This window comes from Protofrankia sp. Cr2 (assembly GCF_963555885.1).
GTDB lineage: Bacteria > Actinomycetota > Actinomycetes > Frankiales > Frankiaceae > Protofrankia.
The window spans coordinates 24,495-40,541 of sequence record NZ_CAUVXG010000024.1 but is presented as its reverse complement, the minus strand read 5'-3'; the positions used below and the strand labels follow the sequence as shown (position 1 = coordinate 40,541).

The 16,047-nt window shown below is 67.0% G+C and carries 12 protein-coding genes; 5 read left to right on the top strand and 7 right to left on the bottom strand.

Going from position 1 to position 16,047, the window contains the following annotated elements; genetic code table 11:
* Window positions 1–382: 382 nt before the first annotated feature.
* Window positions 383–706: a hypothetical protein gene (locus tag U9978_RS13110; RefSeq protein ID WP_322761381.1), complete on the top strand. Its 324-nt coding sequence runs from the start codon at window positions 383–385 to the stop codon at window positions 704–706.
* Between the two features lie 254 nt (window positions 707–960).
* Here U9978_RS13110 and U9978_RS13105 read toward each other — a convergent pair whose 3' ends face one another.
* Complete coding sequence (locus U9978_RS13105; protein WP_322761380.1) at window positions 961–1,608, bottom strand: hypothetical protein; 648 nt, start codon at window positions 1,606–1,608, stop codon at window positions 961–963.
* An 868-nt stretch (window positions 1,609–2,476) separates the two neighbouring features.
* Here U9978_RS13105 and U9978_RS13100 point away from each other — a divergent pair.
* From U9978_RS13100 to U9978_RS13085, 4 genes are all read left to right on the top strand, one after another.
* Window positions 2,477–3,388 (top strand): hypothetical protein, encoded by a 912-nt coding sequence (locus U9978_RS13100; RefSeq protein WP_322761379.1) that lies wholly within the window; start codon window positions 2,477–2,479, stop codon window positions 3,386–3,388.
* Window positions 3,385–5,274, top strand: a complete 1,890-nt coding sequence (locus U9978_RS13095) for a serine/threonine-protein kinase (RefSeq protein ID WP_322761378.1) — start codon at window positions 3,385–3,387, stop codon at window positions 5,272–5,274. The genes U9978_RS13100 and U9978_RS13095 overlap by 4 nt, the downstream gene beginning before the upstream one ends.
* A 107-nt stretch (window positions 5,275–5,381) precedes the next feature.
* Window positions 5,382–7,355, top strand: coding sequence for a hypothetical protein (locus U9978_RS13090; RefSeq protein ID WP_322761377.1), 1,974 nt, complete (start codon window positions 5,382–5,384; stop codon window positions 7,353–7,355).
* 93 nt (window positions 7,356–7,448) lie between these two features.
* Complete coding sequence (locus U9978_RS13085) at window positions 7,449–7,907, top strand: superinfection immunity protein (protein WP_322761376.1); 459 nt, start codon at window positions 7,449–7,451, stop codon at window positions 7,905–7,907.
* Window positions 7,908–8,058: 151 nt separating this feature from the next.
* Here U9978_RS13085 and U9978_RS13080 read toward each other — a convergent pair whose 3' ends face one another.
* The 6 genes from U9978_RS13080 to U9978_RS13055 all read right to left on the bottom strand — a co-directional run bounded on the left by U9978_RS13080 (window position 8,059) and on the right by U9978_RS13055 (window position 16,008).
* Window positions 8,059–9,960, bottom strand: coding sequence for a conjugal transfer protein TraC (locus tag U9978_RS13080; RefSeq protein WP_416210952.1), 1,902 nt, complete (start codon window positions 9,958–9,960; stop codon window positions 8,059–8,061).
* A complete protein-coding gene (locus tag U9978_RS13075; RefSeq protein ID WP_322761374.1) occupies window positions 9,843–11,345 on the bottom strand; it encodes an SCO6880 family protein in 1,503 nt (500 codons plus the stop codon). The genes U9978_RS13080 and U9978_RS13075 overlap by 118 nt, the downstream gene beginning before the upstream one ends.
* Window positions 11,346–11,352: 7 nt before the next feature.
* Window positions 11,353–12,567, bottom strand: coding sequence for a hypothetical protein (locus tag U9978_RS13070; protein WP_322761373.1), 1,215 nt, complete (start codon window positions 12,565–12,567; stop codon window positions 11,353–11,355).
* Window positions 12,568–12,689: 122 nt separating this feature from the next.
* A complete protein-coding gene (locus U9978_RS13065) occupies window positions 12,690–13,505 on the bottom strand; it encodes a hypothetical protein (RefSeq protein ID WP_322761372.1) in 816 nt (271 codons plus the stop codon).
* Window positions 13,506–13,603: 98 nt separating this feature from the next.
* A complete protein-coding gene (locus U9978_RS13060; protein ID WP_322761371.1) occupies window positions 13,604–14,020 on the bottom strand; it encodes a DUF6112 family protein in 417 nt (138 codons plus the stop codon).
* Window positions 14,017–16,008: a hypothetical protein gene (locus U9978_RS13055; protein WP_322761370.1), complete on the bottom strand. Its 1,992-nt coding sequence runs from the start codon at window positions 16,006–16,008 to the stop codon at window positions 14,017–14,019. Before U9978_RS13055 ends, U9978_RS13060 begins: the two co-directional genes overlap by 4 nt.
* Window positions 16,009–16,047: the final 39 nt, after the last annotated feature.

Below are 16,047 nucleotides of genomic sequence, written 5' to 3'. Positions count from 1 at the left end.
GTGGCTGCCCAGCGGACCGATGATCCCCTGATATCGTCGGCGACCGGACAGACTTTTGGATGTTGAGCGGGCCATGGCCCTGTTCCCGGCGGGGACGGTATACCCACGGCGGCGTGTTGGGCCTGAGCCGGGATACCGCTGCCGGACCACATCCCACGTGGACAGTTGCGGCGTCAATGCGTTCGCGGGTGCTGGGTGCAACCGCTGAAGCACAGCTGAAACGGTCGCCTTTCCAGTGCCGTGAGAATTCCTTCCGATGTCGCCGAAATATCATTCACGGCAATGAAGAGAAATTGGGAATAGACGGGATAGCGGGCGCGCCGTAGGCTTTGGTTCAGGCCAGTCACCCCCTATTTGTGAAGCGCGGTCGAAGGGTGTGGAAATGGGTAAGAGAATACTTGTGCTGGACGCCGACGGAGAACTTCTGGGAAAGTTCGCCGACACCTACACGGCACATCTGTGGAGTCATTACAGGATTCTCGCTCCCGGCTTCGACGGACACGTCGAAGTGTTCGACCCGCATACCAGGACGTCGCTCGTCGTGGGAACCGACGAATGTCGGAGTATCATCTGGGGAAGGATCCAGAACACGTCGGTGCTCTGTGACGAGCGGGCTGATTCCGACGATCTCAGCCTGCCGGAGCAGTCGCTGGGGCAGCTGTCACGCCGGTCCGTGACACGCGCCTGGCTTACCGCAGGGGCCTGAACGGCGGCTGAAACCATTTGAACACCTTGAGCTATGTTCCCAGCTCCCCGGCGGCCGGCTGACGGTGTCCCGGCCGCCGGGTGAACCGACACCGATGGTGCCCGGTCCCCATGAGTGCCCTGGGGACGTGGGCCTCCGGCGGCGCGGAAGAACCATGATCGCGCCGTGGTCGGCCCTCAATGCGGCCTTCCGGTGTCGGGGCTGATGCGGGAGCGGCGGCGTGGGTAGCGGTGGTACACGGCCACCGCCATCCCTTACCCGCGCCGTCGTTCCCGTCTTTCGTGCTTTCGCGCCATCGGCAACCGACTGCCGTCACCGATCTGGCGGCGGATGACCAGGGAACCTGCCAGCAGGAAGAAAAGCAGCAGCACGAACGTGTTGGACGTACCCCCGTTCGAGCTGGTCAGCACCATGTCCACGCCGGACCGCAGAACCGCCCCGCAACTCGCGGTGATCGTGCGGTGCCCGGCCCGGTAGGTCGCGAACTGTACGACCGTGGAAAAACGACCACGGCTGTCCGCCGTCGTCTGTCCGATGATCTTGTTATCGTCCGACGTGATGACAACCGGTGCGCCCGACCCGCATCCCGCGCCGGTGGCGATCAGCGTGTCCCCGGCGGAGAGAATCGGATGGTCCAGCAGCAGCTCGCCGGGTATCGGGCTGCGTGGGGTAGGCGTGGGCGTCGATCCCGGAGTGGTCGGTGTGCACCTGCCCGACGCGGTTCGTACCGACTTCGTCGGGCAGGGCGTCGGCGGCTGTGGGCAGCGCTGTCCGGCGGGCACGAGCAGGCCGCCAGGGCAGGGCACCGACAGTTGCGGACAGCGGCCCGCGCTGTCCGGCAGGGCTCCGCCCGGGCAGGTGGCACCGGGCGTCGGCGTCGGACACGGCTGCCCGGCGGACACCGTAGTACGGTCGGCACAGGTCACCCGTTGCGGGGGGCATTTGTTGGTGGATGGTGCGGTTGATCCGTCCGAGCAGGTGACGATTATCGGGTGGCAGGTGCCGTTCGCGTCCCGGGTCTGTCCGCTGGGGCACGGCTGTGGCGGGCACTGGTCCTTTGCCGGGGCGGTTGATCCGTCCGAGCAGGTGACGATTATCGGGTGGCAGGTGCCGTTCGCGTCCCGGGTCTGTCCGCTGGGGCACGGCTGTGGCGGGCACTGGTCCTTTGCCGGGGCAGTTGATCCGTCCGAGCAGGTGACCGGTTTGGGTGGGCACTGTTCCTGGGTGGGTGCGGTTGATTCGTCCCAGCAGGTGACGGCTGTCGGCTGGCACGTGCCCTTGGCGTCCCGGGTTTGTCCTTCGGGACATGGTTGCGGAGGGCAATCCTGTCCACCCGGGACCACGGAACCGTCCGGGCACAGGCAGCCGTCTGACGTCCAGGTCGGACAGGGACTGGGAGTGCTTTCCGGGGTATCAGCTCTTGGAGTAATCACAACATTGCCGAACGTGGAGCCGAGCGCACCGTACATCGTCGCCGCAACAGCGGACGTGCGGACCGGTGTCGTCGCGTCCCCGGCCTGCGTCCCCAGGATGCCCAGCAGGAGCAGACCGGGAAGGACGAAGGCGAGTGCCATCCTGCCGTGTCGAAGACGTCGCTCAGTGGCTATCGCCGAAAATCGCATGGCGCCCCCGCCCCGCGAAAAGAGTGACGGTCTGTCGCGCACCGGACAGTGCGTCAGACTGCCGTCTCGTTCGTGAGATGTGACAGTAACATCAGCGGCACTACAAACAGTGGATTACCAGGGGGCGACCGTGGCCATTGTCGTGAAGATGACGCGGCGTGTTGCGGTACCGTTCGCCGTCCTGATGATCGCGGCGGTATTCGTAGTAGTTCCGTTAACGGGCCCAGCCCGTGCGGTGGATACCCGCGGTGCGGCCAACAGCGCAGCCGGTGCCGGGGCTGTCGTGCTGGATGCCGCCGTCAACAACGTATCGGTTTCCGGGCGGCGAATCGTGCTCGACCCCGGCCAACCCACCCATGTCGTCGTCGCAGTTCGTAACAATCGGAATGAGTTGGCACAGATACGGTCAATCCGGGTAAGCGGGTCGACGCTGGGGCTCACTTTCTTCGTCTTCGACACCGCCGTCAAGATGGATGTTCCCGCGGGCGCCTCGGTTACCTGGGAAGTCGACGTCGACATGGCTGAGCTGCGCGGACAGGCAATCGGGCTGTTGTCGATGGAGGTCGCCCTGCGGGACACGACGCGCGCAGTCGTGGCTTCGGCCAGCGGTATCGCAGACGTCCACGGTTCCCTGGTTTCGACCTACGGCATGTTCGGACTGGGCCTGCTGTTGGCGACGATCTTCCTGTGGGCCACGGCGCTGCTCGCGCTCGCACGCCATCGCCTCCCGCGGGACCGCTGGCGGCGGGCCGTGCGGTTCGCTCCGGCGGGATGCGGGATCGGCTTCGTGGCGGTCGTGAGCCTGTCGGCGCTGCGGATCACCCCGCCGTCGGCCTCGTCCGACCTGAGTTTCATCGCGGGCGCCGCTGGAATCGGGTTCCTGCTGGGCTATCTCACTCCCTCGCCGGCTCGCTTCCCGATCTTCCCGGAATCGCCGACCTCACCGGCATCCCCGACCGGGCCGGCCGACCCGGACCAGTGGTTCCCTGACGATCGTTCCCGGACTACCGATCGAGTCTGGGATCACGAGCCGGGTGTGCATTATGGTGAGCCTTCGTGACCGCCGATCTCGCGCTGCCTCCGCAGGCATTGGTAGCCGCTCTGCCGCGGTACACATTCGGGGCTGAACTCGGTCGTGGTGGATTCGGCGTCGTGTATGCGGCGCGGGATCCGCGTCTCGACCGGGATGTCGCCGTCAAGCATCTACCGAACCGGATAGCGGTTGATCCCCAGATGCGCTTCCGGTTCGGCGAAGAAGGACGCGCACTGGCCCGACTGAACCACCCCCATATCGTCACGGTGCACGAATACGCCGACGAAGAAGTAGCCGCCGGCGAGCTGGGCGTACCGGAACAGGTCTGTGCCCTCGTGCTGGAGTATCTTTCCGGTGGGACACTCTCGCAACGTTTCCGCCGCACCGGCCTCACCATGGAACAGTCCTGCGCGGCTATGCTGGCTGTTCTCTCCGCGGTCCAGGCCGCTCACGACCACGGACTGCTGCACCGTGACATAAAACCTGGCAACGCCATGTTCGACGGCCGTGGCGTGGTGAAGGTGACTGATTTCGGGCTGGCCCGGGTGATCGGCGGGGAGACCACGCTGGCCTCTCGGGACGGCCGGTTCGTGATTGCCGGTACGCCCGGGTACATGTCGCCGGAGCAGGCTCGTGGTGATCATCTGGATGTGCGCACGGACGTCTACTCGGCTGCGGCGATGCTGTACCACCTGCTCGCCGGCAGGCTGCCCTACCCCACCGACGGTGGGTTCCAGCAGTTCCGGGGCAGACAGGCGGCCGCCGATCCGCCACCGCCGGGGGCCGGGGTACCGGACGCGCTGGCGCGGCTGCTCCTTGGCGGATTGGCCCGTGACCCCGACCGCAGACCGGCCACGGCCGAACGCCTGGCCGAAGGCGTCGCGGCCGCGTCCAGGGCTTTCGGCCCCGGCTGGCTGGAACGGACAGGTCTGCCGGTGCGTGACATCTCCCCGGCGGTTCGGGCGGCCCTGGTGTCGTCGTCGGCTTCCGGGTCGGTGCGGCGCGACGAGTCCGCGCTGTCCACACGACTGGTAACGATCATTCCGAGTCGGCTGGACGAGCAGCCGTCACCGGGTATCGGCGACCTGGACTACGCGTCCCTCGTGCCCGTACCCGAACTGGCAGGTCGGGGCACAGGACCCGGACCCGGACGTGGACGTGGACCCGCCCGTGAACGGGGTCATCACGCGGACCCGGCCGGGCTTCCCCCTCGCCGGCTGGCCGGGGTCGCCGGGGTAGCGGCCGCGCTGGTTGTCCTGGTCGCGGTGCTGTGGCCGTCGTCGCGGCCAGCGGTCGGCACGGATCCCGCCGCCGCCGGCGTCACGGTTGCCGGAACGACGCCGCCGGCGGCCGCGCGGATCGACCTGGCCGAGCCGGTGGACATCCGCGGCACGGCGGTGGAGTCCGGAACGCTGAGGGTGAGCCTGAAACTGTCGGTGGCCGGCATCCCGCTGGGCACCGCCACCGGCGAGCCGGTCTTGGTATCGGCCGGGAAGCTCTGGCAGGTGCCGGTCACCGCTCCACCGCTCACCCGCTGGCTGGCGGGAGGGGCCGTCCGCGGGCAGGTGACGCTCAACCGGCCGAACGGAGGGACGAGCGTCCAGGATGTGACGATCGAGCCGCAGCAGACACCCCTGGCGAGCGCCATGGGTGCAGGCGGGGTGCTGGCAGCACTGTTCGCGCTCGCCTACCTGGAATCGACCCGTCGACTGCTGCGCAGCGGTGACCACCCGCGGTCCGCGATGGTCGCGGCGGCTGCCCTCGGGGCCGTCTTCGGCCTCGGCGCCTGGCTCTCGGCGGCCACCTTGAGCCGCCATGTGCCGGTCACGGCCGCGGGCGTGTGCTGCATCCTGCTCGGCGTGACCGCAGCCGTCGCAGCCGCCGTCGCGACCCGCCCACCAGCCTATAGATGATCTTTTGGGTGGTACCTTGACTACCATCATGACCTTGACAGAACAAGGTCAATATGGATGTCGCGATCGTAGTCATCGAAGGGTGGGGCCGTAACCCGTGAAGCCAGATGCCCGGTTCTGAACTCGCCCGACGACTGTTCGTCCCGGAGGAACGGTGGGGTTGGGAGTACGTCGACCCCGGCGTGAATCTGCATCCTCTCCATGACCGGCCGCCGGTCTGGAATGAGCCATCGCCGCCGGATACCAGAAGTTATGAAGACGATCTCGCGAACCGCATGCGTAAACTTCCTAAGAACCTTATTATTCCTGGTTTTCTCCTATTGTGGAGTTTGTGGTATTTTTTCGTTCGAAACCCAGATACAGACAACATTTTTTATGTTACAGTCGCCGGTGCGTGGATCGGATTTCTTGTTTTCCAGATCGTCCGCCTCAAGCAGAAAATCGCCCGGGAAAGGGCCGGTTGGCAGGCTCATCGTGATGCCGAGTGGGAAAGGTACCAGTCGGCTACCGCCGGTTGGCGGGCGGCGGTGGAAAGCCATGAGGCGGCCGATCACGCCCGGCGGGAGGCGGCGCCGCTGTTCCACCCGCTCGCGCCTCGGCCGACCGCGAGCCGGATCGACGTCTTCGGTGGCACCCGGGACGGATGGGCGAGTCTGCTGGCGACCGTCGGGGCCTCGGTTCTGTCGGCCGGCGGCGGCATCCTCCTGCTCGACTTCAGCGAGCGTGGGATCGGAGGCGGGATCGCCCAGCTCGCCGCCGTAGCCGATTGTCCGGTTACCGGGGTCGATCTTCCTGGCGATATCGGCAGGCTTGGGCTTCTGCATGATATCGATCAAGAGGATGTCGCGGAGCTCCTCGCGGATGCCGTTGACACTGCCCGCCGGGGTGGTGATGATCCGACACTTCGGGTGCTTGACGCTGAGATTCTCGCGACCGTCGCCACCCGGCTGGAACGGCCGCTGACGTTCACCCGTCTCGCCGCGGGCCTGCGAGTGCTGCAGGGTCGCGACCACGCGGACGGTAGCGATGTCCTGTCACCCGAAGAAGAGGCCGCCATCGCCAGCCGGATGGACGCGCTGGGCGGAGGCGAGCGGATTCAGAATGAAATCCACTACCTGCGGGCGTGTCTGGAGCGGCTCGCCGGCCGGGAGGAGACGGCGGCGGTCGCCACACCGCAGCCGTGGTGGCCGGTGCACGGGCTCCGGGTCATTGCCACTTCGAGTAGTGATACTTCTACCGTTCGTAAGGAACTCGCCGACCGGGTGTTGTTCCACGTAGTCCTGCATCAGCTCCGGCGCCATCGTGGCGATGCCTCCGGGGACCTCCTGGTAGTCGCGGGCGGGGACCGGATGGGACTGCCGGCGCTGGAAAACATGGCCAGACATGCGGCCAATGCCGGTATTCGCCTCGTCAACCTTTTCGAACATCTCGCGGACGGCACCGAGCGCCTCATCGGTGCCGGCGACAGCGCTACGCTCATCATGCAGCTCGGAAACGCGAAGGAAGCCGAGACCGCCGCAGAGTTCGTCGGCCGCGGGCACACGTTCGTCATCTCGCAGGTGACTCGGCAGGTCGGCAGCAGCCTCACCACTGGGACCTCAACCAGCGAGGGAGGGAGTGTCACCGTCTCCGAAACCGAGGGCAGAAGTGGTTCACGAGGGAAGGGTGGACGGCCGAGCAGCTGGAACCGGTCGGTCACGGTCGCACTGTCGGAGTTCTGGCAGAATACTGAAAGTCTGTCGACCACCGATTCCCGCCAGGACGGTGCAGTCATGCAGCGGGTCTACGAGTTCAGCGTCGAGCCCACACAGATCCAGCGGCTCCCACCGACCGCGTTCGTTCTGGTCGACTCATCACTGGGTGATCGTCGAGCCGCCCTTGGTGACTGCAACCCCGGCATCATTCTCCTACCGAGGGTCGCATCCACCCCTCGCCAGGCCGTACCGCCGGCGCCGCAGCAACAAAGGGTGCCACCGACCATCGACGCGCAGGTTGTTCCGCCGAGTCTGGCGGCGGGAGATGCCGTCGATCAACCCGAAATGATCATCCTGGCGAAACCGTGGGAGCCCGATGGCGGGTAGCGGTGTCTGTGTCTGTGTGTGCACGAGTATCGGTGCTTTTTTGACCGAACGCTGCTACAGTGACCCAAAACATACGGGTTAACTTTTACGATCATGAACACAGGGGAAACCATGGACGTCGCTGCTGCTGACGGTGGTTCCGGCGCCGTCGCTGGAATCGCGATACTGCTCCTGATCATTGGTAGTACCGCGTTTTATTTCATTCCGACAATTATCGCTGTGGTACGCAAGCGGCAGGTCGCGTCCGTACTTGTGATCAATCTTTTCCTCGGCTGGACCCTCGTGGGATGGGTTGTCGCCATCGCCCTCGCAGTGAGCAATAGCGGCACTCCGGTACAGGTGAACGTCAATCAGGCCGGGTACATCCCGCCGGGTGGATACCCACCGGCCGGGTACCCGCCGCAGGGCGGCTGGCAGGATCCGAACGCATACCCGCCCGCGCAGCAACAGCAGCAGCTTCCCCCAGGCGGCTGGCAGACCCCGCAGGCAGGCTGGCAACAGCAGCAACAACCCTGGTCAACAGATCCCGGCGAGCAGAACTCCCCGCGTTAAGAATCTGGTCGCACGGCCTTTGGCCTTGTGCCCGGTTTTTGGGCCTCCGGCCGTGCGAAGAGAACCATGTTCGCACGGCCTTTGGCTTTGTGTCCGGTTTTTGGGCCTCCGGCCGTGCGAAGAGAACCATGTTCGCACGGCCTTTGGCCGGCTAGATCTCCCGGGAAAGCGGCCCATAGGGGAAGGTGTCCATGACGCCCCCTGGGGTGAATCCGTCCTCATCTGAAGACGGGGTGTCGACGGTGAACCCGTCCGGTCCGTACCGGTGCGGCGGGCCGTAGCCGCTGACTTGGTGCTCATCCAGGTACTGGGCACGCTGGTCTGCTTCCGGACCGTCACCGGTATATGCGGGGTCGACGTCCTGGTCGTCATCGTCGACCAGGTCCGGGTGGTCATAGTCGGCCAGCAGCTCCGGGTCGACATCCTCGGGAAAGAGATTGACGTTGTCGATCTCGCCGTGCATCTTCGAGCCGTTGAGGACCACCGGGATCTCCAGATCGCCGACGACGTGCTCGACGTAGAACGCACGGTTGCCGATCAGCCACAGTGCGAATCCTGGATCAAGCCTCGGCAGCATGTCCGAGGCGACGTCGGTGAGGTCCAACGCCCGCTGGGTGTCCGGGATCTGATCGGACGCCTGCTTGTACAGGATGCGGATCGCTGTTTCGGCGAGCAGGCCCTTGGCCACCTCGACCGAATCCGGGGATGCCGAGAGCAGGTCCGAGATCCGGTGCGCGACGATCGCGTTCGCACAGCCCCACTGGCGGGCGAGCTTCTGCTGCGCGGACAGCCGTCGGACCAGGCCTGCGAAGCGCATCAGCCGCCAGCACTCGTCATAGACGACATAGCGTTGAACGCCGTCTTGGCGCATCAGCGCCGCTTCCATCCATGCCTGTGCGCATGTCATGATCAGAGCGATCATCTCGTCGGAACCCTGGACCCGCTCGAGGTTGAGCACGGCGATCGGCCGATCGAAGTCCAGCGGGGATGTGGTCGGGCCGTCGAAGAGCCCGCCGAGTGCGCCGTGGGTGAGCCGGCGCAGCGTCAACGTCGCATCCCGGGAGGAGTCCCGCAGCTCGGTGGCGGTCACCGGCAGGCCCGAGCAGTCGGCGTCGGTCGGGTTCGTCATCGCGTCCAGGACGTGCGGCAACAGCGGAACAGCCTGCCGTTCGGTGGACGCACCGGTGATTTGCCGGGTCACGACGTCGAGGGCGAGATCCACGGCGGTGTGCTCGGACGGGGTGAGCGGCACGCCCTTCGCGGTCTCGATCAGCGAGGAGAGCAGTGCCGAACGTGCCCGCTTGAGCTCCCGCGCCCAGTCGGCGTCGGTCATCCCGGCCGGCCGGGGCGGGGCGTCCAACGGGTTGAGCCGGGTGGACAGCCCCGGGCCGATGTAGGTCGGCTCGCAGCCGAGCCGGCGTGCCAGCCGGGTGTATTCGCCCTTGGGGTCGCAGGGGACCGCAGCCTGGTAACCGAACGCGGCTCCCCGCGAGATCAAGGTTTTGAGCAGGGAGGACTTGCGCGAGCCGACCGAACCGAACACCGCGAAGTTCGGGTTCTCGATGACCTGCTGGCGGTAGAGCTCGAACACGTCGAAGACGAAGGAGTCGCCCGACCAGACATGGCGCCCGATGTACATGCCCGGGGCGCTGAGACCGGCGTCCACAACGAACGGGTAGATGCCGGCGATCTGCGCGGTCGTCTCCATGTGGGACGGCAGCCGTAGCTTGTGGAAGATCCGGCCGGCGTGCGGTCCGACCAGGCGCGGCGGTTGCTCACCCCGGCGCAGCGCCGTCCGTGCCCGCCGGATCGCCGCGCGTTCGGCTCCGGCGGCGGCCCGCTCGGCCCGCGCCGCCTCACGTTCGCCCCGTTGCGGCTCCCTCCGCTCGCGGCGCGTCTCCCGGTCCGTTCTGGCTCCCTGCGATCGGTCGACCGTCATGACACCCCCACGGCCAGCGGCAGCGCGGCAACGCTGAACCCCTGGTCCTGCTCGCCGACCAGCCGGACCATCTCCAGGCGGCTGCGCGACGCCAGGGTCTCGGCCTCGCCACATGCCTCAGCCAGACCGTCCAAGTCGTCCGCGGAAACGGTCACGAACCCGTGGAAGCGGAACGCACCGAACCCGGCGATGAGTTCCTGCTCGCGGCGCTCCACCTCGGACGCCTCGGCCATGTCACGTTGAGTCGTTACCTTGCCGACCTTGTCCCGCATCTGCTGCTCCCCGAGGTGCGCCATCCGGCGGCGGTTGACCGTCTTCTCGGCCTTGCGGCCAGGCATCGGCTCGACGACGAGGGACACAGTTCGCCGGCAGGTCGTCTCCATGAGCAGCGGCGCGAGGAATGCCGCCGGGGACGGGACCCGCGGCCAACCGTTGATCCAGTATGTGGTGTGGAACCCGGAGTCGGTCCGGTAGTGGTCCCAGGCGGCGACCGCGCGGACCGGGCCCGCGATCGCCGGATCGATACCCGACGGCAGGCCCGCGAGCCCACCCGCCCGGTCGGACGCGGCACCGCCGCGAGCGTCGATCATCTCGATCGAATACGGATCGTAGGTGGTGCGGATCACCGCGGCCAGGGCTCGCGGCGGCAGCCAGCCGACAGTGTTGATCGATGCTCTGGCCAGCGCGGCCTCCATGGTCCGCAGCTCGCCGAGCAGCACCGTGCAGGCCGCGTGATCACCACCGCCGGCGCGTTGGATCGCCCGGCGCACGTCACGGGTCCGCAGTTGGAAGGACAGAAAGGTCTCGTGCCGCCGTGCCACCGGACCGGCGGCGTCGATGACTTCCTGGTACGCCTGCGCCGCCCAGGAGCTGTCATGGTTCCCTCGCACCCGCCAGTGCCGTTGCAGCTGGTCACCGGAGTCCGGCAGGGTGCGCTCCAGCCACTGGATCCGTGACAGCCGGCCGCCGCCGATGGTCAGCCCGGCCAGCAGCTCGCCCCAGGCATCCACCCTGGCCTGCTGGTCTCCGGACTCGAGCAACGCGAACTGGCTGCCCTGCACCTGCAGGACGGCGGTGAACGTCCCTCGTTTGACGTCCTTCACGATCGCCACGTAACGGCTGTTGCCAACCGGCACCGACAGCATCACCAGGGATGACAGCGGCCCTGGCAGCGCGGTCTTGGAGAGGTGGTCGGCGTCGTCGCCGGTCCGGAACAACGCCCCGCGGAACACCGTCTCGCCCATCACCTTCTGCATCGTGAAACCGACAAGGATCGGCACCCACTGATCGAGGTTACGGTCGTCGACACGGACGAACGCGATGAACCCCAGGGCGCCCGCCAGCGCGAGCCACCCGGGAGCCAGTATGACCGGGGACCGCAACGCTCCGAGGATGCACAGCATCACCCCGACCATCAGCCCGAGCTGCGGCCAGCGCATGCCCAGCAGGATCCCGCCGCGTTCCAGCGGCCCGAAACGGTATGTGCGTTCGGCGACCACGCCCGACTCAGCTTCTTCCGGTACGGGTGGGGTGAATCGGCGGCGTCGGGGTGGTCACTTTGGGCGATGCCGCGGCCTTGGGTGGCACGGCGCGGGGAATCGACGCTCGGGGGACGCGCGCGGAGGTGCCGCCGCGCGGCGCGGAGCCACCGCCGGTGGCCCGTGCCGCGGTCTGGGCCGGCTGGCCACCGGCGGCTTGAGCACCGACGGCCTGAGCACCGCTGGTCTGGCGGGCACGGGCGGTCGGTGTGCCGACCCGTGTCGCCGGGCCGGTTGAGGACCCGCGGCGGTTGCCCGCCCTGGCCGTGCCACCGGCGCTGACCGGGGCGAGATCGCCGGTGACGGGCCGGCCCGCGTCTACCCCCGACCCGCTCCGTTGTCGGCTCTGCAGCCGGCCGCCGATACCCCGGAAGGTCTCCCGCGACGACGAGCCGAGCAGCGCGCCCGCGCCGTGGCCGAACGTTGCCGCGCCGCGCTTACTCGCCGAGCCGATCGCCTGCATGATCTGAACGTCGGCCATCCCGATCACATAGAGAAGGGCGAGCGGTGAGAAGACCGCGGCGGCCATAATCACAATGCCGCTGAGAATCGTCAGTGTCTGGTCCATGGCTGATCCGGTCGCGTCGCTGGCAATGCTCGAGCCCAGGGTGAAGATCGCATAGATGACGGGCTTGGCGAAGACGAGCGCGGCGAGGATTTCCACAGCTCGCTTCATCCAGTTGCGGGTCGACATCGCCGGCTGCCCGGCCAGATACAGCGGGATGAACACCGCAACCACGATGATGGCTACTTTGCGGATATAGAGAACCAGGAAGAGCGCGAACGAGAACAGCGCGACGAGCAGCGACAGGACCATGTCGAGAGCGAAGTTGCCCTGTTGGGGGAGAGCTCGAAGCTGGGCCACCAGGCTTGCGCCCAGCGGCGCGCCGTCGCCGAACGATTCGGAGATGCCGTCGCTGGCGGAAAGCAGCATCTGCAGGAGAGCCAGCACGACGAAGGAGCCGATGATCGCGGTGCCGGTGGATGCGAGAGCGCGGCCGAGAATGTGCGGGTCCCCGCGCACGGCGCCGACAATACAGGCACAGATGAACAGGCCGGTGACCACCAGGATCGCCACACCGAAGACGATGTTGTAGTTCCTGACGACGTAGTCCTGGTTCAGGTCGATCGCGGTCTTCTGCGCCGCGAAGCTGAACACGGATGCCGACAGGTCAGCTGCCATGTTCGCGAACGCTGTACCCACCGAGTCCAGAAAGCCCCCGGTCCCGTCTGAAACGGTATCTTTGAGAGGAGTGAACGGATCAAAACTGATTGCAATTACATTAACGCCATCGACCTGGGAACTCATGATCCAGGGCCTCCCACGTATGTGAACCGCTGGTATCCCTCGGCAGCCCTTTCGGTTATGACGGGACCGCCTGGACCATCGTTAGCATCTGTGATTTTCCAGTCATTGTTGAACCAGGTTACTGCGCATATATCGGTTCCCCAGCGTGCTTGGGGAAGGAGATTTACGTCAGTATTTTCGTAAGCCCCAAAACTGGCTGAAGACCAAATTGAAACGGTTACAGTGTCGAGTGTTTTCTGCTGAACTTCGAATCCGAGAATACGAGAGTTGAAGCTGATTTTCGGATCGTTAATCGACGTTGCACCATAGCTGGTTGAATTCTTTTTGTCAACTTCAATAATGCGATTTGCGAGCTTGCTTACCACTGTCGTTTCGGATATTGATGTCAATACTGCATGTATGCGCGACGGTTCCCGATTACGAGCGAAGGAGTAGGCGGCGACGTAATTGCCGCAGGCGCTTATGGCGCCGGCTTCGGTGTGGGGGTAGCCGACCGGAATCCCGAACTCGTTGGTGCGGGTCGGCATACCCGGCAGTGGGCGTCCGGCCGGTGTCGCGGTGGCGGGTGTCTGAGGCGGGCTCGTCCCGGGCCGGCTGGTACTGCCGTCGCTGGGCCTTGGCACGACGGCGGTGGACGCCTCCGCATCCGGCTGGGCGCTTCCCACCGGCTCGACTGGTGCCCGGGCAACGGGTGCGCTCGACGCGGGAAGCAGGTAGCGGCCGATGAGGATACCGATGGCGAGCATTGCTACGCCGGTTACCGCCAGGAGGGCGACAAGACTGCGCGGAGCCCAGTCAGGCTCGTTGACCAACGTCCCCTCCCTCGGTGTGACAGCCTTGGACGTGCCTGCTCGGCAACGACAGCCGACCCATCATCCCAATATCGGCCGGTCGGGATGGCAGGAACGGGTCAGAACGGCCACGGCGGGGGCGTCTGGTCGTGGTCCCCGGGGTCGAGGGTCCGGACGACAGCCGGTCTGTCCAACGCCTTGGGCTGGTCCGGGGTGCCGGACGACGCGGTCGCTCCGGTCGCGAGGAAGAAGTTGACGACGGCCGCCGCGGCGCCGACGAGGAAGGCGAGCCCGAAGCCGGCGAGCACACCGCTCTTGCCGATCGTCGAGGCGCGGTCGAGGCCCATCCGCTCGCCGAGTGCCCAGGCGATGCCGCCGAGAAGCACGGCTGCGACGGCTGCGATCACGGCATACGCGGCGAGGCCGTTGACGAGGTCCTTGAGCGCGTTGATCCCAGGCGCTTTGGAGTCGTCGGGCTTGACCTGGACCTGGGCGAGGACGACCGTTACCTGCGCGGTCGCGGTATGGACGATCATTGCTGTTCCCTTCCTGGGTTCAGGTCGGCGCGCAGATCGTCGGATGATACGCCCGGAACTGAGCTGCGATCATGTATAGCGTGGCTGTGCACGGCAGCTGTGTCGTCGGTCTCATTGTTGTCCACGCTGATGTCATCCGGGTCACGGCACGCGTCAACGACGGTTGCGGCCAGTCGGAGAAACGCCCGCCGGCTGCGCCACCGCAGTCGGGAGAACGGAATCGGAACGGCGTTGCACTGCCCTCGACCAGCGTTGTCTCCTTGCTTGGCGCTGTTTCCCGGACGGGTACGCAGCGCCTCGGTAACAGTGTCATCCAGCCGCGTGTCATAGGGGATACGAACCATCGCGTCCACCCGCCGAGCCAGCTTGGCCGCAGCAGACCGGGTCTGAGGCGACCACCGGCCGCGCCGCACCGACAGTGCGGCGACGATCACTGTTGGTGCCGGGCCGCCGTGGCGCGTCCGAGGACCGTCTGAGCCGCGCAACGCGGCTGCCGCCTCGGCGAGATCGCCGGGGAGTGCCGGCACGACCAGAACGATGACGCCGGCTCCGCCGAGCGTGAGCGACGCCAGCGGCGACGTCCAGTCGAGCGGGGCGTCGACGAGCACCAGCGGGTAGACCGGCTCCAGCGTGCTGAAGGCCGAGGCGAGTACCTGGGGGGTGAGCGGGCCGGGTACCCCGGCCGGCACCAGCGCGGGTGGGTGCGTTGCGGTCTGACCGGCCGGAGCAGGCGCGGCAGCCCGTGTCCGGTCAGCTGGGGGGGCTGCCGCCACAGCGGGTTCGCTCGGTCTGCAGGCGGGCAGGACGTCCAGACCCGCGCTGTCCCCGCTCGGGTATGCGTCGTCGGTGCCACCATTGATCAGCCAGCGGAGTTCACCGACCGGTCGTGCCGCTCCACCCCGGCGGGCCCGATAGGAGATCGCGTCCGCGACGAGGTCGCTGACGGTCGCTGACGGGCATGCGCCGACGCGCTCCGCAAGCGGGATTCCGAACGCGGTGTCCAGGCCGTCGTCGGTCGTGTCCGCGGTGCGTTCCAGATCACCGGAGAGGTCGACAGCGACTATGGGTTCAGCGCGGACAGCTGCGAGCGTCAGGCCGATCATCGCCGTCACGGTGGTGCGCCCCGAACCGCCGGTCAGCGCAGTGACCGCCACCCGCCAGGAGCCTCGTAGCGGTGCGGAGGCCCGGTCGGCGAGCGATTCCCGAATGGGAATCTCCTCCCACGGCTCCAAGGCTGCGACGTCATCCCACGGTTCCTGCCAGGGCCACAGCTCCTGGCTGCTCGGGTGTCGGGGCACCACCGCGGGTAGACGCGCGGACTCCGCGGACTCAACGGGCTGTACTGACTCGGCCGGCTCAACGGGCTGTGCTGGCTCGACGGGCTGTGCCGGTCCGACCTGCTGTGTCCGCGCTGCCGGCGCAGCCGCGGACGAAGCATGATTGCGGCGCCTTCTGCCATCCAGGCGCACGACGCTGGGCCGGCCGTCGGTGGAATCCGGCGGGCCACCGCCGGCCGGGTGTGAGTCGCCGGCCGGTGGGGGTGACGGGTCCGGTTCCGGCGCCGCAACCTGTTCGACTGCCGCAACCTGTTCGCCTGCTGTGGTCTGTTCGACTGCTGCGGCCTGATCGGGGAGCACGGGCGTGGGGTTGTCGGTGGCCGGCAGGCCTGCCGTGTCATGCAGGAGGAACGTCTCGGCCTGGCGGGGGTCGTCGACCGCGGCGCGGTCCTCATCGTTCGGGCCACCGCGCAACCGGCGGCGCAGGCGACCGCCCGCCCGTCCTCCCCCCGCCGGGTCCGCACCGCTGCCGCTGCCGGTTCCGGGGCCGCTGCCGGCAGCCGACCTGGGCGTCGGGATCGGGTCGGTGGGGGCCGCGCCACGGGTTGTCGAGGCCGGACGTGGGGTCGGCGCGGGTATGCGGGCACCGATCAGTGAGACGGGACGTGCGTCGCCGTCCTCACCGTACGGTTCCTGCGATACATCGGTCACGCGCTGTCGACCTCCGTGGTAGTCTCCGGCTGGTTGATG